Here is a 19,784-nt window from a genome sequence, read left to right on the forward strand (position 1 = left end):
AAAGTGCTAAACAGGTGCATCCTGTTGATGAAATCTTACCCCTACCTAAGTTGTTTTCCTATGGTTTACAACATGTATTGGCTATGTATGCAGGGGCTGTAGCCGTTCCTATCATTCTGGCGAATGCCTTAGGTTTATCTACTCCAGATTTGATTCGCCTCATAAATGCTGACCTATTTGCTTGTGGTATTGCTACGTTGATTCAAACCATAGGGATAGGACCAGTGGGTGCGCGAATTCCGATGATTCAAGGAGTTACCTTTGCCTCTGTAGCACCTATGATTATTATAGGAACAGAACATGGCTTACCAGCTGTGTATGGAGCTATTATAGTGGCGGGGATATTTACCTTTTTCATCGCTCCTTATTTTAGTAGACTCATTCGATTATTTCCTCCAGTGGTAACGGGGACCATCGTTACGATTATCGGCATTAGTTTGATGCCTGTCGCGATTATGTGGATTGCCGGCGTATCTCCAGCAGATCCTAATTACGCAAGTTCCACAAATTTATGGTTGGCAGGATTAACATTGCTCATTGTAGTCTTAGTAAATCGTTTTACTACAGGATTTTTAAGTAATTTGTCAGTTCTTATTGGCTTATTAGGTGGTACTATGATTGCGTATGCCTTAGGGGAAGTGAATTTTATTGAGGTGACTCAGGCGGATTGGTTAGGCTTAGTGACACCGCTTGCATTCGGTATGCCTACCTTCGATGTAAGCTCCATTATCGCTATGCTTGTAGTTATGTCTGTATGTATGGTAGAGACTACAGGAGATGCCATTGCCATAGGTGAAATTGTAGATAAAAAAGTGGATAAGAAAACATTAAGTTCTTGTTTACAAGCGGATGGATTATCTACATGCATAGGTGGTTTTTTAAATAGTTTTCCTTATACAGCTTTTGCTCAAAATATTGGATTAATTGCAGTGACTAATGTGAAAAGCCGTTTCGTAGTAGCCACTTCTGGTATGATTTTGATGGTCTTAGGACTGTTTCCTAAATTAGCTGCTGTAGTGGCATCCATTCCTAGCCCAGTGCTTGGAGGTGCAGGGATTGCCATGTTTGGTATGATTATTGCTAGTGGCATTCGTTCCTTAGGAAATGTAGACTACGAAAATAATCATAACTTAATGATTGTAGCATTGAGTATTGGCGTGGCTATGATTCCTATTGGAGCTCCACAGTTTTATCATAACTTTCCACCAGCTGCGAAGATTATTTTTGAAAGTGGTATTACCTTTGGCAGTATTCTAGCGGTCGTATTAAATATGGTTTCTAATGGTTTAGGTCAGAGGGATATAAAAAGATAATTAGTTTAAAGAATATAAAATAAAGAGTACGTCTTTAGAAATGCAAACATATGGATTGCTTTCTGGAAGGGCGTGCTTTTTGTTATAGATTTACTATACAAACGTGATATAATAGAAACTATATAGGTAATTTTAAATATAATGATCTAAGGAGATATAATGGACGCAAAAATTATTGCTATTTCAATTAGCAGAGCAAAAGGACAAAAGAAAACAAACATCCCTGAAGCGGAGTTAGTAGTAAATCATGGTATTGAAGGAGATGCTCATGCAGGCCCATGGCATCGTCAATTGAGCTTGCTTGGTATTGAAAGTATCGAATTAATGCGTAAAAGCGGTGCTGATGTGAACCCTGGTGATTTTGCAGAAAATATTACTGTAGAAGGCTTGACTTTATTTCAATTGCCAGTGGGTACTAAATTAGCCTTAGGTAAGACTATCGTAGAGGTTACACAAATCGGCAAAGAGTGTCATCAAGGTTGTGAAATTATGCAACAAGTAGGAAGTTGCATTATGCCTACGCAAGGGATATTTGGCCGTGTGCTAGAAGGCGGAAAGATTCAAGTAGGTGATGCAGTACGTATTGTTGAGGAGCCAGTCAATGCGTGATAGCCAAGGGCGTGTCATTGAGTATGCACGTATCTCCTTAACGGAAGCGTGTAATTTTTGTTGTGCCTATTGTCGGCCTCAGGAGATTACAGAAGCTATGGCGCCTGTGTTGCCGCCAAGCTTTTGGTTGCCTTTGTTAGAGGCATTGCACTTAGGAGGCATCAAAGCTTTGCGCTTAACTGGGGGAGAACCATTATTGTATCCACATTTATATGAGTTGTTAGAGCGTATACAAGAGAGCCAATGGTTTTCCGATATTTCTATGACTACCAATGGTAGTCTATTAGAAACTCAGGCGAAACGTTTATTTACAGCAGGGGTACAGCGATTAAATATTAGTTTAGACTCTGTGGAAGAAGAGGGTTTTGCCAAAGCTGTAGGTCGCAATGGACAATTAGCTGGTGTGCTTCGTGGTATAGAAGCTGCAAAAACTGCAGGCTTTCAAAACATAAAGATTAATACTGTAGTGCAAGCGCCATTTTCTGACAAAGAAGTGGAAACCTTGTTGCATTATGGAAAAGAGTGGGATGTGGTCTGGCGATTTATTGAATATATGCCATTCCAAGGGAAACAAAGTCATGTGCCAACCTTTGGAGAGTGGAAGGAGCAGATTGAACGCATTGTGGGATCTGAGTTAACTCCAGTCACAGACCGATTGGGATTTGGACCAGCTCAATACTTCCAATTGCCAGATGGACAACGAATTGGCTTTATTTTCCTTTGTCCAATCAATATTGTTCTTCTTGCAATCGCATTCGTTTCACTGCAGATGGATCGCTACGCTTATGTTTGTTGCGTGATGAAGATTTAGACTTGCGTGGACTTATACAAAATGGCGGTACACCACAAACTATATTGCATTGCATTGAAGAGGCATTACAAGGTCGATACGCGAGTCATGATGGAAATTCCATTGAAAAAGTGGAACGTCCTATGTGGCGTATCGGAGGTTAGGAGTTATGATGAAAGTAGAATCTTTTGGACACTTACAAACAGGCCAAGAGGCTCATGTATATACAATAGAAAATGAAGTACTACGAGTACAAATCAGTAATTATGGTGCCACCATTGTCGCTGTCTATGATAAAGTGTTGCAGCGCCATTTAGCATTGGGTTATGATTCTGCACAAGACTATGAAACAAAGCATGGACAACTGGGTGCTACCGTAGGCCGTGTGGCGAATCGTATTGCCAATGCAGCCTATACGTGGAATGGTACAGTTCATCAATTAACAGCTAACAATGGACCCAACTTATTGCATAGTGGGAAAGGAAATATTGGGCATCGTCTATGGGATGCAGTGGAGGAAAATTGTTCTGATACAGTGGTACATCTCTCTCATTCTATTACTTCTGAAGAAGATGGATTTCCAGGTGATTTCTATGTAGAAGCGGTATTCAGATTGGTAGAGCAGACGTTAGTAGTCACGTATGTGTACACAACCTCTGAAGATTCCTTTGTGAACTTAACGAATCATGTATACTTTAATCTGCATGGAGAAGGTGACTTATCGAACCATGTATTAGAATTAGGAGCCCATCAGTATATGCCATTTGGAGACCATCAAATCCCGCAATTGGAACCAGCATCAGTGGATGGAACACCATTTGATTTTAGAAATGGTATGGATCTACAAAAGGCATTGGACTATTATGCTGATGCCCTAAGTCAATATAAGGGATATGACCATGATTTTGTAACGACTCCAGTAGAAGGAAGTAAAACAGTAGATTCTGTTGTGCCTTTTGCGGTGTTACAAGGTAAGGATGTGACAGCGGTATTCCATACAGATGCGCCACACTTTCAAGTATATACAGGAAATTGGTTGGATGAAGATGGCCGAGAACGTCATTATGGCAGTCATGCAGGCATTGCCATTGAGCCACAATTTGTGCCGAATGATATCAATATGAATGGTGAAAGCAAGACTAAAGCAGATACAGTCTATGAAAGAACAATTGCCTATTCATTCTATCATCGATAGGCGTATTTAATAGTAAGGAGACAAGGGTCGAATGAAATCATTTATTTACCATAACCCAACCAAAATAGTGTTTGGCAAAGACTGTGTGAAGGAATCACTAGCAGCTGAATTAAGTCACTACGGAACACGAGTGCTACTTACTTATGGTGGAGGTAGTATTAAAAAGAATGGTATTTATCATACGGTAAAAGAAGCCTTACAACAAGCAGGTAAGGAAGTGTTTGAGTTAAGTGGGATTATGTCAAATCCACGAACTACGAAAGTGCGTGAAGGTATTGCTTTATGCAAAGAACATAATATTGATTTTATTCTAGCCGTCGGCGGTGGTTCTGTTATTGATTGCACGAAATTTATTGCAGGTGGTGCTACCTTACCAGATACGGTTGACTTTTGGCAAACTTTCTTTTTAGACCATCAGCCTGTGATGGAGGCATTGCCATTTGGTGTAGTATTAACTATGGCCGCTACTGGCAGTGAAATGAATAATGGTGGTGTTATTACAGATTGGGAAACACAGAAAAAATTAAGCGGTTATGGACCGGCTTTGTTTCCACAATTTTCTATGTTAGACCCTACCTATACCTACACGTTACCGCGAAAGCAAGTTGCCTATGGCATCGTAGATATGTTGTCCCATTTATTGGAACAATATGTATCTACACCTGATGATGATAATGTGACAGATTCTGCCATTGAGGGAATTTTTAAAAATATCGTGCGCAATGGCAGGAAATCCATGGAACATTTAGAAGATTATGAAGCTCGTTCTAACATTATGTGGGGTGCTACCTTAGCCTTGAATCGTTCCTTAGGATTAGGCAAAGATCAAGACTGGATGACGCATGCCTTAGAGCATGCCCTGTCAGCTTTTTATGATATTCCTCATGGCGCAGGTCTAGCGATTATGCATCCAGCGTATTTGCGTTGGATTTTGCCCAATGCTACAGCGCGGTTGATGCGTTTTGCTAAGGAAGTGTGGGGCATCGAACAAGGCACTATGAGTGATACAGACTATGCATTAGCTGGTATCGAAGCCTTAGAAGCATATTTCAAAGAAATAGGCGCGCCATCTACTTTGGAAGAAGTAGGGATTCCAAAAGAATCTTTACCGGATATTGCGGATAGTTGTGTTCGTTATCCTACAGCATATAGTAATCTTACACCTAAGGATGCGTTAGCTATCTATGAAAGTGTTTATAAAAAATAGGGTAAACTCCATGTGTGTCGTACAAGTATAGGCTTTCACATTGACATTTACAAGAGAAGTCAGTATAATTATAGCTATTGTTAATAAGAAATTTAAGTAACTTTTTCATAAGGGAGGCAGTGTCATGTGGCACTGTTTTCTGTATATGAGGAATAGAAATGGAGAGACATACATGGCAGAGGTAAAAGAAACCTTACTTACAGCCGAAGGGTTGAAGAAGCTGGAAGAAGAATTAAATTATTATAAATCTGTACGTCGAATCGAAGTGGCAGAGCGTATTAAAATTGCTATTTCCTACGGTGATATTTCAGAGAACTCTGAATATGATGATGCGAAAAATGAACAAGCTTTCATCGAAGGTCACATTATTGAATTAGAAAATAAAATTAATACTGCTAAAATCATTGATGAAAATGTAAAAGGCGATACAGTGACAGTAGGTAGTAAAGTAACTTTGTTAGATGAAGAGTTTAATGAAGAATTAGACTACACTATTGTAGGTTCTTCTGAAGCAGATCCTTTCAACAATCGTATTTCTAATGAATCCCCGGTAGGCGTGGCGATTTTAGGAAAAGTGAAAGGTGACAAAGTAGAAGTGAATACACCAGATGGTATGGTGAGTTTCAAAATATTAAGCATTCAATAAGGGTAAAGAAGTATAAGGAGGCCCCTCATGAGCGAAGAAAAACATGTGCCAGAACAATTGGATTTAAACGATCAAATGTTGGTACGCCGCGAAAAGTTGGCGCAATATGAAGAGGATAATATCTATCCATTTGGACAACGATTTGTTGTTCAACATAAGGCACTCCAAATTAAGGATGAATTCCGTGATTTTGATGGTCAACCAGTTGTGATTGCTGGCCGATTGATGACAATTCGTTCTCATGGTAAAACAGCCTTCGCTAATTTGCGTGATTTATCTGGCGATATTCAAGTATACTTCCGTAAAGATGTTATGGGAGAAGAAGATTACAAATATGTAAAAATGCTTGATATGGGCGATATTGTAGGTATCGAGGGCCATGTGTTTAAAACACAAAAAGGCGAAATTACAGTGAAAGTCAATAAATTGACTTTATTGTCTAAATCCCTTCGTCCATTACCAGAAAAATGGCATGGTTTGAAAGATACAGAACTTCGTTATCGCCAACGCTATGTGGATTTAATCGTAAATCCAAGCGTTCGTGATACATTTGTAAAACGTACGAAAATTGTAGCAAAAATTAGAGAGTATTTAAATAGCAAGCAATTCATGGAAGTAGAAACTCCTATGATGCATGCTATTCCAGGCGGTGCGGCAGCACGCCCATTCATTACGCATCATAATGCCTTAGACATTGATATCTATATGCGTATTTCTCCTGAATTATACTTAAAACGTTTGATCGTTGGTGGTTTAGAACGCGTATATGAAATTAACCGTTCTTTCCGTAATGAAGGCGTATCTATTCGTCATAATCCGGAATTTACTATGATGGAATCCTACCAAGCCTATGGTAACTTTGAAGATGCCATCGCTTTAACAGAAGGTGTGGTATCCTACTGTGCACAAGAAGTACTTGGTACAACAAAAATTAATTACCAAGGCATGGACATTGATTTGACTCCACCGTGGAATCGCATCACTATGCAAGAAGGTATTAAACAATACACTGGGGAAGACTTTGATGCTATTGAAACCTTGAGTGAAGCACGTGCAATTGCAGATCGCTTAAATGTAGAATATGGTGAAGCCGATGGTATTGGTAAAATCATGAATTTGTGTTTTGAAGAATATGTAGAAGAAAACTTGATGCAACCAACTGTAGTATATGGGCATCCAGTTGAAATTTCCCCATTAGCTAAACAAAATCGTGAGAAACCATTGACTACAGAACGTTTTGAAATCTTTATTTATGGTCGTGAATTGGCAAATGGCTATTCCGAGTTAAATGACCCAATCGATCAAAAACAACGTTTTGAAAATCAATTAAAAGAACGTGAAGCGGGTGATGATGAAGCCCATCGTATGGATGAAGACTTCGTCACAGCTTTGGAATACGGTTTGCCGCCAACTGCAGGTTTGGGTATCGGTATTGATCGTCTAGTCATGTTCTTAACGGACTCTGCATCCATTCGTGATGTATTGTTATTCCCTCTCATGAAACCAGAAGCGGTGAAAGTAGAAGAGGAAGAAACAGCAGAAGAATAATATATGTATACGTACAGGATGTTGTGAGGTGCGTAGATGGACAGCGACTAAACAGAAATGAGTTTGGTCGCTGTTTTGTTATCCTTTCAGAGATGGAGAAAGGGTAAGGTGAAATTGCCCAAGTAAATGCCTATTAAGGTAGAAAAGTAATAGCAAATGTGCTAATATTAAAGGTAGATTAATTAAGTACTTAAATGAATTCTATGAGGTCATGATTATGTTGGATTTAAAATTTGTCCGTGAGAATATTGAAACGGTACAAGAAAACTTAGATCGTCGTCATACAACAGGCGACCTAGCTAGCTTTGTGAAGTTCTACGATGAAAGACGTGCTATCATCCAAGAAGTAGAACAATTGAAAGCAGTGCGTAATGCAGTAACGGCAGAAATCAGCCAATTAAAACGCAATAAAGAAAATGCAGATGATAAAATTGCAGAAATGCAACGTGTGGGTGATGAAATCGGTGCATTGGATACTAAATTGCGTGACGTGGAAACAGAATTACAACAAGTGGCTTTGATGTTACCTAATATGTGTGATGCGTCTGTACCAGTAGGGGCTGATGAAAACGAAAATATCGAACAACGCCGTTGGGGTACACCTCGCTCTTTCGACTTTGACGTAAAAGCGCATTGGGACCTAGGAGAATCCTTAGGAATTTTAGATTTTGAAAGAGCTGCTAAAGAAAGTGGTGCTCGTTTCACTATTTACAAAGGAATTGGTGCACGATTAGAACGGGCATTGATTAACTTTATGTTAGATATGCATGGTAGTGCTGGCTTCACAGAGATGATGACGCCTTACATTGTCACTCGTGAAACTTTGACGAATACAGGTCAGTTGCCAAAATTTGCTGAAGATATGTATAAAGTGGAAGGGGAAAATTACTTCCTCATTCCGACCGCAGAAGTTACATTGACAAACTATCATGCCAATGAAATTTTGTCAGCTGATGAATTGCCTAAATATTATACAGCATTTACAGCTTGTTTCCGTGCCGAAGCAGGGTCTGCTGGCCGTGATACACGTGGCTTAATCCGCCAGCATCAATTTAATAAAGTAGAATTAGTGAAATTTGCAAAACCAGAAGAATCTTTTGCAGAATTAGAAACGTTAACAGCGCAAGCAGAAAGTATTTTGCAAGTGTTAGAATTACCACATCGTGTTATTACATTGTGCACAGGTGATATGGGATTTGGTTCTGCTAAAACGTACGATATCGAAGTTTGGATGCCAAGCCAAGGCGTATATCGTGAAATTTCTTCTTGCTCAAACATGACGGATTTTCAAGCACGTCGTGGTAATATTAAATTCCGTCGTGAACAAAAAGGTAAACCAGAATTTGTACATACATTAAATGGATCTGGTTTAGCTGTAGGTCGTACAGTGGCTGCGATTTTGGAAAATAATCAAGAAGCAGATGGCTCTGTACGCATTCCAACAGCGCTTCAACCATATATGGGTGGTTTAACTCATATTCATCCAGAGGCTTAGAAAGGAGTCCGCTATGAAATTCTTCATTGATACAGCTAATTTTGATGATATTAAAGCAGCCTATGAAATGGGCTTTATTGCAGGGGTAACAACAAACCCGTCTTTAATCGTGAAAGAAAAACGTGACTTACACGAAGTCATTCAACAAATTGCTGATCTTGTAGAGGGACCAGTGAGTGCAGAGGTCATTGCTACAACAGCACCAGAAATGGTGAAAGAAGCCCATGAATTAATTAAGTTGGGTGATAATGTAGTGATTAAAGTGCCAATGACAGCAGAGGGGTTAAAAGCAGTAGCTGTGCTTTCTAAAGAGGGAATTAAAACGAATGTAACATTAATTTTCTCCGCTAACCAAGCTTTGTTGGCAGCCCGTGCAGGTGCTACCTATGTAAGCCCTTTCGTTGGTCGAGTAGATGATATTTCTATGGACGGAATCCAATTAATCGAAGATATTGCTGAAATTTTTATGATTCATAATATTTCAACAGAAATCATTGCGGCTAGCGTTCGTACGCCTATGCATATGACACAATGTGCCAAAGCAGGTGCACATATTGCTACAGTACCGTTTAATGTGTTACAACAATCCTTGAAACATCCATTAACAGATGCAGGATTAGCACGTTTTCTAGCGGATTGGGAAGCAGCCAATAAATAGTAGACATAAGTGGGAGGATCAAAATGGATCGCACATTAGCCTTAGAGTTTGTTCGTGTTACAGAAGCAGCGGCATTAAAAAGTGGTCGTTTATGTGGTCGTGGAGCCAAAGATGCAGCGGATCAATTAGCTGTTGATGGTATGCGCCAAACCTTCGATACAGTACCAATTTCTGGTACCGTTGTGATTGGAGAAGGTGAAATTGATGAAGCGCCAATGTTGTACATTGGTGAACGTGTTGGGGCAGGCGGAGAAGAAGTAGATATCGCCGTAGACCCTATTGAAGGCACGAATCTAATTGCAAAAGGTCAAAATGGTGCCATTGCTGTATTGGCCATTGCACCAAAAGGCGGTTTATTGCATGCTCCAGATATGTATATGGAAAAATTGTGTGTAGGACCACGCGCCAAAGGTGTGATCGACTTGAATGAATCCATGACTGAAAATTTGCGCCGTGTAGCTGCTAAAATGGAACGTGCTATTGATGATTTAACAGTAGTTATGTTGGATCGTGAACGTCATCAAGGTTTGATGGATGAATGTCGTGCTGCAGGGGCTCGGATTCGTTTGATCACGGACGGTGATGTGAACCCAGCTATGGAATGTGGGTTAGAAGGTTCTGGCATTCATATGGTTGTGGGTACTGGTGGAGCTCCAGAAGGGGTATTAGCAGCAGCTGCTTTAAAATGTACAGGTGGCGATATGCAAGCTCGTTTAAAACCAGCTACAGATGAAGAAATTCGTCGTTGTCATGAAATGGGAATCACTGATTTGAACAAAGTATTGACCATTGATGACTTAGTAAGTGGTGATGATGTTATCTTCTCCGCTACAGCCATCACAGAAGGAAATGTATTATCTTCTCTTAAATACTTCCCAGGTGGTGCTCGTACTCACTCCGTAGTGATGCGCTATAAAACAGGAACTGTTCGTTTTGTAGATACTATCCATCGATTGGATAAGAAGCTTTCTATGAAAGTGAAATAAATAGTATACATCTATTCTAGGAAAGGCCGTCATAAGACGGTCTTTTTCTTGCGTATAGAGGAAAGATTTAGTATACTAGAGTATGAATGTTTGTCAGTCAAAACATGTTTGAAAGGTGATGAGGTATCACCATTGAACGATAACAATAGATAAGATTAGGAGGAATTCAGTTGGAAAAGCTTATTATTCAAGGAGGTACGCCTCTACAAGGTCGTATTCGTGTAAGTAGTGCAAAAAATGCGGTACTACCAATTATTGCGGCGACTTTATTAGCGTCTACTCCAAGCACCCTGCTTGAAATTCCAGATTTGGAAGATGTTCATACTATTTGTGATGTGATTGCATCCCTTGGTGTGAAAGTAACAAAAGATGGAGAAAATATTACTTTTGATGCGTCTACTATTTCTGCTACAGAGGCGCCTTATGATTTAGTGCGTCGTATGCGTGCATCCTTTTTGGTGATGGGACCTTTATTGGCGCGCAAAGGGGAAGCTCGTATTGCCTTACCAGGTGGTTGTGCTATTGGCAGTCGTCCTATTGATTTGCATTTAAAAGCCTTTGAAGCACTAGGTGCGACTATCACTATGGGAGAAGGTTTTGTAGAAGCAAAGGCTCCAGAAGGATTAAAAGGTAATTTAATTTATTTAGATTTCCCAAGTGTAGGGGCCACTGAAAATGTAATTATGGCAGCGACTTTTGCAGAAGGGAAAACAATCATTGAAAATGCTGCAGAAGAACCAGAAATTGTTGATTTAGCTACCTTCTTAAATAGTATGGGTGCTAATATTCGCGGTGCTGGTACAGATGTGATTCGTATTGAAGGCGTCAAAGAATTAAAAGGTGCTGTGCATACAGTGATTCCAGACCGCATTGAAGCGGGTACTTATTTAATTGCTGCAGCTATGGCTGGTGGCGATGTATATGTAGAAAATGCCCTTTCGGAGCATTTAAAGCCAGTGGTAGCTAAGTTAAAAGAAGCTGGTGTTACGGTAGAAGAAGATATTGATGGTATTCGTGTTATCAGTAATGGACAGTTGAAAGCAACATCTATTAAAACCTTGCCATACCCTGGATTCCCTACAGATATGCAGGCTCAATTTATGGCTATGACGACGATTGCCAAAGGTACAAGTACTGTGATGGAAACAGTCTTTGAAAATCGTTTTATGCATGTGGATGAGTTGAAAAAAATGGGTGCTTCCATTGAGGTAGATGATCGTAAAGCTATCGTAACCGGTGTTGAACAATTGGTAGGTGCTGAAGTAGAAGCGACTGATTTACGTTGTGGTGCGGCTCTTGTGTGCGCAGGCTTAGCTGCTTCTGGGGTGACCAAAGTGGGGCAATTGACTCATATTGATCGTGGCTATGATAATTTAGTTACAAAATTAAAAGGAATAGGTGCTAACATTGTTCGGGTGGACGAGTAAGCAAAAAGAACCTCAAACAAAAGAGGATAGACGCAAACAACGTCGTGTACGTAGAAAACCAATAGGAACGACTACCAAGCAAACGTCCTTTAAGCGCGAAAGTCGCTCTCTATCATTTCTTGAAAAAATGAGCCTTCTATGGACTACTGATATTGGTATCGATTTGGGTACCACTAACGTAGTGATGTATGTCAAAGGCCGAGGTATAGTTTTAGATGAGCCAGGGTTTGTGGCTTGTGATACAAAGACTAGAGAAGTGATTGCCGTAGGTCATGAAGCGCGAGCCATTTTAGGTAGGACGCCAGAGGGCATTGAAGTGATTCAGCCCTTAAAAGGGGGCGTCATTGCCGATTATGATACAACGGCTTATATGTTGCGTTACTTTATTCGTCGTGTAGTGCCTGTATCTGGGCTAATTCGATCCCGTATGATTGCTTGTGTTCCCTCCAGTATTACACCCGTGGAAAAGCGGGCTGTTTTAGAAGTGCTCTTACAAGCAGGAGCTCGTAAAATAGTGCTTATGGAAGAACCTTTAGCAGCCGCTATTGGCACTGGCTTAGATAAGGCTGAACAAGTGGGAGCCATGGTGGTCGATATAGGCGGTGGCACCACAGATATTGCTGTCATTTGTGATTCTGGCGTAGTAGTCAGTGAGAGTTTACGCATCGGTAGCGATACCTTTGATGAAGCGTTACTACAATACATGAAGCGGAAGAAAAAGCTTCTTATAGGTCCCTTGACAGCAGAAGATCTAAAAATTGAAGTGGGTACCGTAGATTCAAGATCTGGAGAGGAACGAGCTATCGTGCGAGGTCGACACAGTGTGACAGGCTTGCCACGGGCGGTGGAAATTACTTCAAAAGATATGAAGTTTGCTCTAGAAAGACCAGTGCAACATATCATTGAAGGAATCATTAGCATTTTAGAAAAAACACCTCCAGAATTATTGGCGCAAATTAATCACCATGGTATTATTTTGACTGGTGGAGGCTCTCAGCTTCGTGGTTTAGACCGAATGATTACAGAAAAAACGGGTCGTCCTGCTTATGTAGTGGAACATCCTAGGTATTCTGTTATCTTGGGCACAGGAAAAGCGCTATCAGAGTTGAATCAATTGCGCGATACCTTGGAAGAACTACGATAAGTGGTACTTGACTTCATGATTTTTTCATATACAAAGTTTATGATAAGGGAAGTAAGATAGTGTATGAAAAGATAGACTATTTTACTAGGCATTTATTGTTCTTACTCTTGAAAATATGATATACTGTACATGGAAGAAAATTGTAGGAGGTGTATATATATGAAAAAAGTTTTTCTATATAGTTTGGGGGCATTGTTAGCAGCATTTTTAGTGACATCTACGGCAGAGGCTGCACCAGTAAATCATGAAACTGTGTTATCTGGTGAAGTCGTATCTGTGGTTAGTGTAGGAACTTCTGTCAAAGAAGGGGACCCATTGCTAACAGTACAAACATTAGGGGGACCTATGGTAGCATCCCGTGCCACTGTGAACGGTGTGGTACAAACAGTCTCTGTGGAGCCAGGTGCTACAGTGGAACGAGGTCAAATTATAACAGTGATCAATAATTAATAATCAATAAGAAGAGGCGATATAGATGCAATTACATCGTTTTTGGCGTCGGTACACTAAGGGTGTGCTGGCGCTCTTATTGTGTGGGGCTACTTTTACAAGTGCTCATGCAATAGAATTTATGAAAGTAGAGGATTTACACCGTGGCATGGTAGGTCATGCGGATACAGTAGTACAAGGGGATAAAATTGATTCTTTCAAAGTGGAAGTCCTAGGCGTTATGAAACAACGTGGCCCATCGGGGGATTTGATTTTAGTGAAAGTATCAGGTCCCATCATTGATGCATCGGGGGGGATTGTTCATGGTATGAGTGGTAGCCCCGTATACATTGATGGAAAATTGGTAGGTGCTGTTGCCTATGGCTGGGGATTTACAGACGGTACTTTGGGCATGGTAACACCTATCGATCAAATGGTGAAACTGTGGGATGAGAAATACCAAAAAGATTTACCGAATCCATGGAAAGATACACAATTGATTCCGTTGGGCACACCATTGATGGCAGATGGTTATGATGAAACATCCTTAGCATATTTGGGAACAAAATTTAAGGACTTTGGTTATAAAGGATATGCTACGGCTAGTGACAGCACGGATGATATTGTGAAACCAATGGTGCCTGGTGGCTCTATTGCGGCGTTACTGGTAAAAGGTGATTTGAAGATGGGCGCCGTGGGGACTGTTACCTATGTAGATAAGGATAAAGTAGTTGCCTTTGGACACCCATTTGATAAACGTGGCTCTACAGGTTATTTCATGAATAACTCCAGTATTTTTACAGTAGTAAAAAGTATAGATTCTGGTTTTAAATTGGGGTCCTTAGGGCGAGAAGTAGGTGTTATCACAGAAGATCGCGGGGCAGGTATTGCTGGTACCGTTGGGGTATTTGGAAAAGGTGTTCCTGTGCGTATGCAACTTCGTGATTTAGATCGTGGGGTAGAGCGAAATGCGGCGGTCACGGTTGTGGAATCTTCTAAACTAACGCCGACCTTGGTGGCGACCTCCGTATATAGCCTGCTGAACAAAACGCTAGACCGTGTAGGTGGTGGTACAGCTAAGATCAATATTAAGATTACACCTGTAGATCCTAAATTACCTACCTTAGAACGACGGAATATGGTGTACTCCAGTAGCTCAGTATCTGAAAAATCTATCGATGAATTATTCGATATTGTAGAAAGTTTAATGAATAATGCTTTCAAAGACTATGAAATCCGTGATATTCAAGTAGATGTACAAGTGGAAGAAGCAAAACGTACAGCTACGATCATCGATGCTAGTGCAGACCAAGTCATTGTATCTCCTGGGGACAACATTGTGATTACTGCCAATTTACAAGCCTACCGCGAAGGAAAGATTCAACGAGAAATTATCTTTAAAGTGCCAGAAGATCAAAAGCTAGGAACCTATACACTTGAAGTGCGTGGTGGTGGCGTGATTCCATTGCCATACTTGTTTGAAAAACAAAAATATAATTTGACAGATGAAATTGTAGAGCGATTGAAAGTGCATAAAAACTTTGATGAATATTTCAAAGATCTCAGTGAAGATGATCAGAATAACCAAATTGTAGCAGAGTTTTTAGCCGATGATATCAGTATGGTGGAAGAGTCTGGGGACAAGGCGAAAAAGCAACGCCTAGAAGCAGACGAGGAAGATGTGGACGATGATGAGTTGCCAAATGGAGGCAAACATAAAAAAGGTTTGAAAGCCTCTGATGATGACGAAAAAGAAAACAATGAAGCATCACGAGTGGTAGTAGATTATGTTGTCTTAGGTGATGGACAGTTTACGGTACAAGTGGTAGATAAAAAAGATCGAGACCATTTGCGTAAACAGCGGATCAAAGAAAAACTTTCAAATTTAAAAGAGAAAGTAAAAGCAGAAGAGTCAGACCAAAAGAAAAATAAATAGTCTTATCCGAAGAGAGCAGGAAGTGATATAGCATCATTTCCTGCTTTTATTTTGAAAACTCCGATGGTACTACTGCACATTCAAAGAGTTTTGTGATATACTGAAGATTGATACAAATACTCAGGAGGAACTATGATTTGGTTAACATGGATTGGTAAGCAAATGATCTTTTTCCTATCCCAGATAGGTGAGGCCATGTTGTTACTATGGAGAACCATAGGACAATTACCAAAAATAAATTGGAAACTCACAATCGAACAAATGGCACACTTAGGGGTGTATTCCTTGCCGATTTTATCATTAACTATGTTTTTTGCAGGCGCTGTGATGACATTGCAAATGGCAGATGTATTGATACACTATGGTGCACAGGGAACTGTGGGTGGTATTATGGCCATTGCTATGGGGCGCGAATTAGGCCCAGTTTTAGTTGGCGTTGTATTAGCAGGTCGTGTGGGTGCAGCTATTACGGCAGAGTTAGGAACTATGAAAGTAACAGAGCAAATCGATGCCTTAAAGGTCATGGCGGTTAACCCCATTGGGTATCTTGTAGTACCTCGTGTTGTAGCATGTATGATTATGGTGCCAATCTTGACATTTTATGGTGTTCTTATCGGTACAGGTGGGGGATACTTGGTAGCTACCATAGTGAAAGGACTAGCCGGTTCTACCTATTTAGACTCCATTCAAATTTTTGCGATCCTATCTGATTTGACGTACGGACTCATTAAATCTTGTGTGTTCGGAGCGGTTATTGCCCTAGTTGGATCTTATAAAGGCATGTACACAGATATGGGGGCAACTGCTGTTGGCTATGCTACTACTAGCTCTGTAGTAACCAGTATCATTTTAGTCTTTATATTAAATTACTTTTTATCAGTCTTATTATTCTAGGAGGACCTATGATTGAATTACAAAACGTGGTCCTAGCCTATGAGAATAGAATTATTTTAGACCATGTAGATTTAACTATCCATGATGGAGAAACTCTAGCTATTTTAGGAGGCTCTGGAGCGGGCAAAAGTACTTTGCTTAAATTGATTATCGGTCTTTTACGGCCTACCAGTGGTACTATTTTAGTAGATGATGTAGATATTACGAAAATCGATGAGAATGAATTCGATCGGTTGCGACAAACTATGGGGATGGTCTTTCAATACTCTGCGTTATTTGATTCTATGAGTGTAGGAGAGAATGTAGCCTTTGGACTACGCCAACATACGACGATGAGCGAAGAGGAGATTCAACGTACTGTAGCTAGAAAGCTACGTATGGTAGGATTGCCAAAGACTGAACAGTACATGCCTAGTGAACTATCAGGGGGGATGAAAAAACGGATTAGCTTGGCTCGTGCTATTGCTTTAGATCCTAAAATCATTCTATATGATGAACCGACATCAGGATTGGATCCGATTACATCGGGCACCATTAGTCGTTTAATACGGAGCATGCAATCTCATTTGCAATGTAGTTCTATCGTGGTCACTCACGATATGAACTCAGCCTTTTTTGTGGCAGACCGCATTGCCTTACTAGATAAAGGAAAGTTTATTGAAGTATCACCAACAGAAGAGTTTAGACATTCTAAGAATCCGAAGGTACAACAATTTATAGAGGGTCGTAAATCTGTGAAAACAGAGATACAAGAAGAAGGAGATATACCATGAAGTGGACAACAGAGGCGAAGGTAGGTCTATTTACCGTAGTGGGGGTAGTCCTATTTGCTGTGTGTATTGTATTTTTAGGACGATTTGATATATTTGCAGCTCCTACTATGCATATTGCTGGGAATTTTCAATCTGTAACGGGGTTGAAAGAAGGCAATACTGTGCGCTTTTCAGGGGTGAAAGTAGGGAAAGTCAAATCTATGCAAGTCACTGACAAAGGGATTACGGTGGCTATGGACATCGACAAGGATGTAAAAATTCCGACAGACTCTGCTTTTACCATGGAAAGTGATGGTATTTTAGGGGATAAATTCATCCAAATTACGCCAGGCCGTAGTACTTTGTATTTAGATGATGGTGCTTTCATTACAGGGGATGGAAAAAGTGAAATCGATAAAACTATGGCGCAAGCTACGAAATTGATGGAAGCGGCCACCACTACATTGCAATCCATGAATGGCATCATTGGTGATGAAAAAACACAAAGCGCTTTACGCAATGCCTTACAATCGACAGAGTTAATTGCTCAAAATACAGCAAATTTGACGGCTCAAATGAATGCTATGTTAGCGAATAATAGTGACAATATTTCAGCTTTAACAGCGAATATGGTAGGCATTACACGAAATATGGAATCCTTGACAAATCAAATGGATACGAATATGAAACAATTTAATGCAGATGGTCAAGCAGGAACAGAAATGCGTCAAATTGTGAATAATTTGAAAACTACTACAGATAGTATTTCAAAAATGGCAGGCGCTATGGAAGGAGTTGTAACAGACCCTAAGAGCGCTGCGGATATTAAGGAAACTTTGCATAATACAGCACAATTAACGACTAAGCTAAATCGTCTTACCGGTGGGGACGTGAAAGCAGGTTCGGATGGAAAAAAGTCGGATCTTAAGACGCAGATAGGAGCAGAGGTATTGTACAATCCAGAGGATAAAAAAGCTCGTACTGATGCAGATGTGCGCCTTATGACGAAGGATTCTATCTATACCTTAGGGATTTCCAATATAGGTAATGGTTCGAATGTGGACCTTACCTATGGAAAACGAGTGCTAGATCAAGTATACCTACGAGGTGGTTTATTTGATGGAAAACTAGGCGTAGGAGCCGATGTGGGATTTGGAAAACCAGTTTCACTATCTGGAGCTCTATTCGATATCCGCCATGGTTCCTATCGGATTCGTTCAGATGTTCAATTATGGAAAGATACTTATGTGGTAGGTCAATGGACTTGGTATGGACATGACCATAACCGTGTGAATTATTTTGGGCTAAGAAAGACATTTTAGGAGGACCCAATGAATACAAAAATAATGACAGTAGCAGCGATGTTAGCAGCCTATGCATGTACAGTAGGAGCAGCGGCACCGCAAACAGATACAGTAAAATTAGTACATTTTCAAGAAAAAGCAACTGCGCAAGCAGCAATGATGACAAAGGCATATAAAAACCAAGCACAGACAAACAGTCAATCTGTGTCTATTACATTGCCACAATCCATTGCATTAGCATTGCAAAATAATAGAACCTTACATCAATCTCAATGGGATTATGAAGCGGCAATAGCACAAGTAGGAGTTGCGACTAGCGGTAGGAATCCAGTAGTGACGTATAATTATAGCGCTAACCATACAGGAAATGAAGTGAACGGTGTTAGTAAAACTGGAAATGCCTTTTCGCATCAATTAGGTGTGGGAGTATCTGTATTTAATCGTGCTTTGGATGCGCAAATTGAATCTGCTAAATATAATCGTGATGGTAGTGGGGCGGCTTTACTAGAAGCGGCACAAACAGCTAAATTAACAGCAGCCACTAATTATTTATCCTTGATTATGTCCCGTAATAAGGTAAATGTAGCAGAACAAACTGTGCGCGATTACGAAGAACATTTAAAAAATGCTAATTTACAATATCAAGTAGGTATTGTATCTAAATCCGATGTATTGGCTACCAATACACGATTAGCCAATGCAAAAACTGCTTTAGTAGAAGCGAAAAACGCTGCTAATTTAGCAGAGGCAAAGTTCAATAATCATGTAGGATTGCCTGTATCTACACCAATCGTAACAGCAGACAAAGAATTAAGCTATGCACCATATGGTATTTCATTGGAATCTGCAAAATCTTATGGAGTAGCACATCGTGGTGCCATTGTACAAGCGGCAATGGCAGTGAAAGCAGCCGAAGAAAATGTAGGCCTTGCAGATGCTTCTGATATTCCAGTGGTGAAAGCCAATGCTAGCCGACGCATGAATGGTGCACATTGGGCTGGTAACGATAGCAAAGACTGGTCCGTAGGCGCTACCTTATCTTGGAATGTATGGGATGGGGGCCAATCAAAAGCTAATGTAAGTGCTGCTAAAGCAAAGTTAGAAAAAGCGAAAGAAGCCTATGCACAAACGATTGATACGGTAGAGTTACAAGTGCAAGAGGCGTACTTAAATTTAAAAGCAGCAGAACAAAAAATTAAAAGTACTCATGCTGCAGTAGAAGCAGGACAGGAAGATTTCCGCATTAAAACATTGCGTTACCGTTCTGGAGTGGGTACAAATGTGGATGTATTAGACGCAGAAACTTCCTTAGCAACGGCACGTAATAATTATGTAGATGCACTATATAACTACAATTTAAGTATTGCTACTTTAGAAAAAGCGATGGGTATTCCGGTTGACTCTGCTGTGGGTACTGGGGTAAATATCGTAAATCAGGGATAGTCATCTTA

The 19,784-nt window shown here is 40.3% G+C and carries 19 protein-coding genes; all 19 read left to right on the forward strand.

Features of this window, described 5'->3' with window-relative positions; all coding sequences use genetic code 11:
* Positions 1 to 14 precede the first annotated feature (14 nt).
* Complete coding sequence (locus HMPREF9200_RS05335; protein WP_255260732.1) at positions 15 to 1,313, forward strand: nucleobase:cation symporter-2 family protein; 1,299 nt, start codon at positions 15 to 17, stop codon at positions 1,311 to 1,313.
* Positions 1,314 to 1,469: 156 nt separating this feature from the next.
* Positions 1,470 to 1,922, forward strand: coding sequence for an MOSC domain-containing protein (locus HMPREF9200_RS05340; protein ID WP_038144922.1), 453 nt, complete (start codon positions 1,470 to 1,472; stop codon positions 1,920 to 1,922).
* The gene (locus HMPREF9200_RS05345; RefSeq protein ID WP_009353811.1) at positions 1,915 to 2,733 is read left to right on the forward strand and encodes a radical SAM protein; all 819 of its coding nucleotides are present in this window, start codon (positions 1,915 to 1,917) and stop codon (positions 2,731 to 2,733) included. The genes HMPREF9200_RS05340 and HMPREF9200_RS05345 overlap by 8 nt, the downstream gene beginning before the upstream one ends.
* Positions 2,643 to 2,876 (forward strand): hypothetical protein, encoded by a 234-nt coding sequence (locus tag HMPREF9200_RS09025; protein ID WP_255260730.1) that lies wholly within the window; start codon positions 2,643 to 2,645, stop codon positions 2,874 to 2,876. The genes HMPREF9200_RS05345 and HMPREF9200_RS09025 overlap by 91 nt, the downstream gene beginning before the upstream one ends.
* Positions 2,877 to 2,884: 8 nt before the next feature.
* Positions 2,885 to 3,907 (forward strand): aldose epimerase family protein, encoded by a 1,023-nt coding sequence (locus tag HMPREF9200_RS05350; RefSeq protein ID WP_009353817.1) that lies wholly within the window; start codon positions 2,885 to 2,887, stop codon positions 3,905 to 3,907.
* Between the two features lie 31 nt (positions 3,908 to 3,938).
* The gene (locus HMPREF9200_RS05355; protein ID WP_009353818.1) at positions 3,939 to 5,114 is read left to right on the forward strand and encodes an iron-containing alcohol dehydrogenase; all 1,176 of its coding nucleotides are present in this window, start codon (positions 3,939 to 3,941) and stop codon (positions 5,112 to 5,114) included.
* Between the two features lie 172 nt (positions 5,115 to 5,286).
* Entirely contained in the window at positions 5,287 to 5,760 is a 474-nt protein-coding gene (greA, locus tag HMPREF9200_RS05360) for a transcription elongation factor GreA (protein WP_009353798.1), read from the forward strand.
* Positions 5,761 to 5,787: 27 nt separating this feature from the next.
* Positions 5,788 to 7,308 carry a lysine--tRNA ligase gene (lysS, locus tag HMPREF9200_RS05365; RefSeq protein ID WP_009353797.1) on the forward strand — a complete coding sequence of 507 codons (1,521 nt, stop codon included), beginning with the start codon at positions 5,788 to 5,790 and terminating at the stop codon, positions 7,306 to 7,308.
* Positions 7,309 to 7,525: 217 nt separating this feature from the next.
* Positions 7,526 to 8,803, forward strand: a complete 1,278-nt coding sequence (serS, locus tag HMPREF9200_RS05370; protein ID WP_009353820.1) for a serine--tRNA ligase — start codon at positions 7,526 to 7,528, stop codon at positions 8,801 to 8,803.
* 13 nt (positions 8,804 to 8,816) lie between these two features.
* Entirely contained in the window at positions 8,817 to 9,461 is a 645-nt protein-coding gene (fsa, locus tag HMPREF9200_RS05375; protein WP_009353803.1) for a fructose-6-phosphate aldolase, read from the forward strand.
* 23 nt (positions 9,462 to 9,484) lie between these two features.
* A complete protein-coding gene (glpX, locus tag HMPREF9200_RS05380) occupies positions 9,485 to 10,447 on the forward strand; it encodes a class II fructose-bisphosphatase (protein WP_009353805.1) in 963 nt (320 codons plus the stop codon).
* Between the two features lie 170 nt (positions 10,448 to 10,617).
* Complete coding sequence (murA, locus tag HMPREF9200_RS05385; RefSeq protein WP_009353806.1) at positions 10,618 to 11,874, forward strand: UDP-N-acetylglucosamine 1-carboxyvinyltransferase; 1,257 nt, start codon at positions 10,618 to 10,620, stop codon at positions 11,872 to 11,874.
* Positions 11,855 to 13,018, forward strand: coding sequence for a rod shape-determining protein (locus tag HMPREF9200_RS05390; protein ID WP_255260731.1), 1,164 nt, complete (start codon positions 11,855 to 11,857; stop codon positions 13,016 to 13,018). The genes murA and HMPREF9200_RS05390 overlap by 20 nt, the downstream gene beginning before the upstream one ends.
* Positions 13,019 to 13,177: 159 nt before the next feature.
* On the forward strand, positions 13,178 to 13,468 hold the full coding sequence (locus HMPREF9200_RS05395; protein WP_009353801.1) for a biotin/lipoyl-containing protein: 291 nt from the start codon (positions 13,178 to 13,180) through the stop codon (positions 13,466 to 13,468).
* Between the two features lie 25 nt (positions 13,469 to 13,493).
* Positions 13,494 to 15,383, forward strand: coding sequence for a SpoIVB peptidase S55 domain-containing protein (locus HMPREF9200_RS05400; RefSeq protein WP_009353807.1), 1,890 nt, complete (start codon positions 13,494 to 13,496; stop codon positions 15,381 to 15,383).
* A gap of 132 nt (positions 15,384 to 15,515) precedes the next feature.
* Positions 15,516 to 16,277 carry an ABC transporter permease gene (locus HMPREF9200_RS05405; RefSeq protein WP_009353821.1) on the forward strand — a complete coding sequence of 254 codons (762 nt, stop codon included), beginning with the start codon at positions 15,516 to 15,518 and terminating at the stop codon, positions 16,275 to 16,277.
* Between the two features lie 8 nt (positions 16,278 to 16,285).
* On the forward strand, positions 16,286 to 17,050 hold the full coding sequence (locus HMPREF9200_RS05410; RefSeq protein ID WP_009353808.1) for an ABC transporter ATP-binding protein: 765 nt from the start codon (positions 16,286 to 16,288) through the stop codon (positions 17,048 to 17,050).
* The gene (locus tag HMPREF9200_RS05415; RefSeq protein WP_009353814.1) at positions 17,047 to 18,351 is read left to right on the forward strand and encodes an MlaD family protein; all 1,305 of its coding nucleotides are present in this window, start codon (positions 17,047 to 17,049) and stop codon (positions 18,349 to 18,351) included. The genes HMPREF9200_RS05410 and HMPREF9200_RS05415 overlap by 4 nt, the downstream gene beginning before the upstream one ends.
* Before the next feature lie 9 nt (positions 18,352 to 18,360).
* Entirely contained in the window at positions 18,361 to 19,776 is a 1,416-nt protein-coding gene (locus tag HMPREF9200_RS05420; RefSeq protein WP_009353816.1) for a TolC family protein, read from the forward strand.
* Positions 19,777 to 19,784: the final 8 nt, after the last annotated feature.

This window comes from Veillonella sp. oral taxon 780 str. F0422, from assembly GCF_000221605.1.
Classification (GTDB): domain Bacteria; phylum Bacillota; class Negativicutes; order Veillonellales; family Veillonellaceae; genus F0422.

Bases quoted from the DNA above. Each gene is read 5' to 3' on its own strand.
- serS (WP_009353820.1), top strand. From the start codon at position 7,526: ATGTTGGATTTAAAATTTGTCCGTGAGAATATTGAAACGGTACAAGAA.
- HMPREF9200_RS05415 (WP_009353814.1), top strand. From the start codon at position 17,047: ATGAAGTGGACAACAGAGGCGAAGGTAGGTCTATTTACCGTAGTGGGG.
- greA (WP_009353798.1), top strand. From the start codon at position 5,287: ATGGCAGAGGTAAAAGAAACCTTACTTACAGCCGAAGGGTTGAAGAAG.
- HMPREF9200_RS05420 (WP_009353816.1), top strand. From the start codon at position 18,361: ATGAATACAAAAATAATGACAGTAGCAGCGATGTTAGCAGCCTATGCA.
- HMPREF9200_RS05350 (WP_009353817.1), top strand. From the start codon at position 2,885: ATGAAAGTAGAATCTTTTGGACACTTACAAACAGGCCAAGAGGCTCAT.
- lysS (WP_009353797.1), top strand. From the start codon at position 5,788: ATGAGCGAAGAAAAACATGTGCCAGAACAATTGGATTTAAACGATCAA.
- HMPREF9200_RS05405 (WP_009353821.1), top strand. From the start codon at position 15,516: ATGATTTGGTTAACATGGATTGGTAAGCAAATGATCTTTTTCCTATCC.
- HMPREF9200_RS05395 (WP_009353801.1), top strand. From the start codon at position 13,178: ATGAAAAAAGTTTTTCTATATAGTTTGGGGGCATTGTTAGCAGCATTT.
- fsa (WP_009353803.1), top strand. From the start codon at position 8,817: ATGAAATTCTTCATTGATACAGCTAATTTTGATGATATTAAAGCAGCC.
- HMPREF9200_RS05345 (WP_009353811.1), top strand. From the start codon at position 1,915: ATGCGTGATAGCCAAGGGCGTGTCATTGAGTATGCACGTATCTCCTTA.
- HMPREF9200_RS05355 (WP_009353818.1), top strand. From the start codon at position 3,939: ATGAAATCATTTATTTACCATAACCCAACCAAAATAGTGTTTGGCAAA.
- glpX (WP_009353805.1), top strand. From the start codon at position 9,485: ATGGATCGCACATTAGCCTTAGAGTTTGTTCGTGTTACAGAAGCAGCG.
- HMPREF9200_RS05410 (WP_009353808.1), top strand. From the start codon at position 16,286: ATGATTGAATTACAAAACGTGGTCCTAGCCTATGAGAATAGAATTATT.
- HMPREF9200_RS05400 (WP_009353807.1), top strand. From the start codon at position 13,494: ATGCAATTACATCGTTTTTGGCGTCGGTACACTAAGGGTGTGCTGGCG.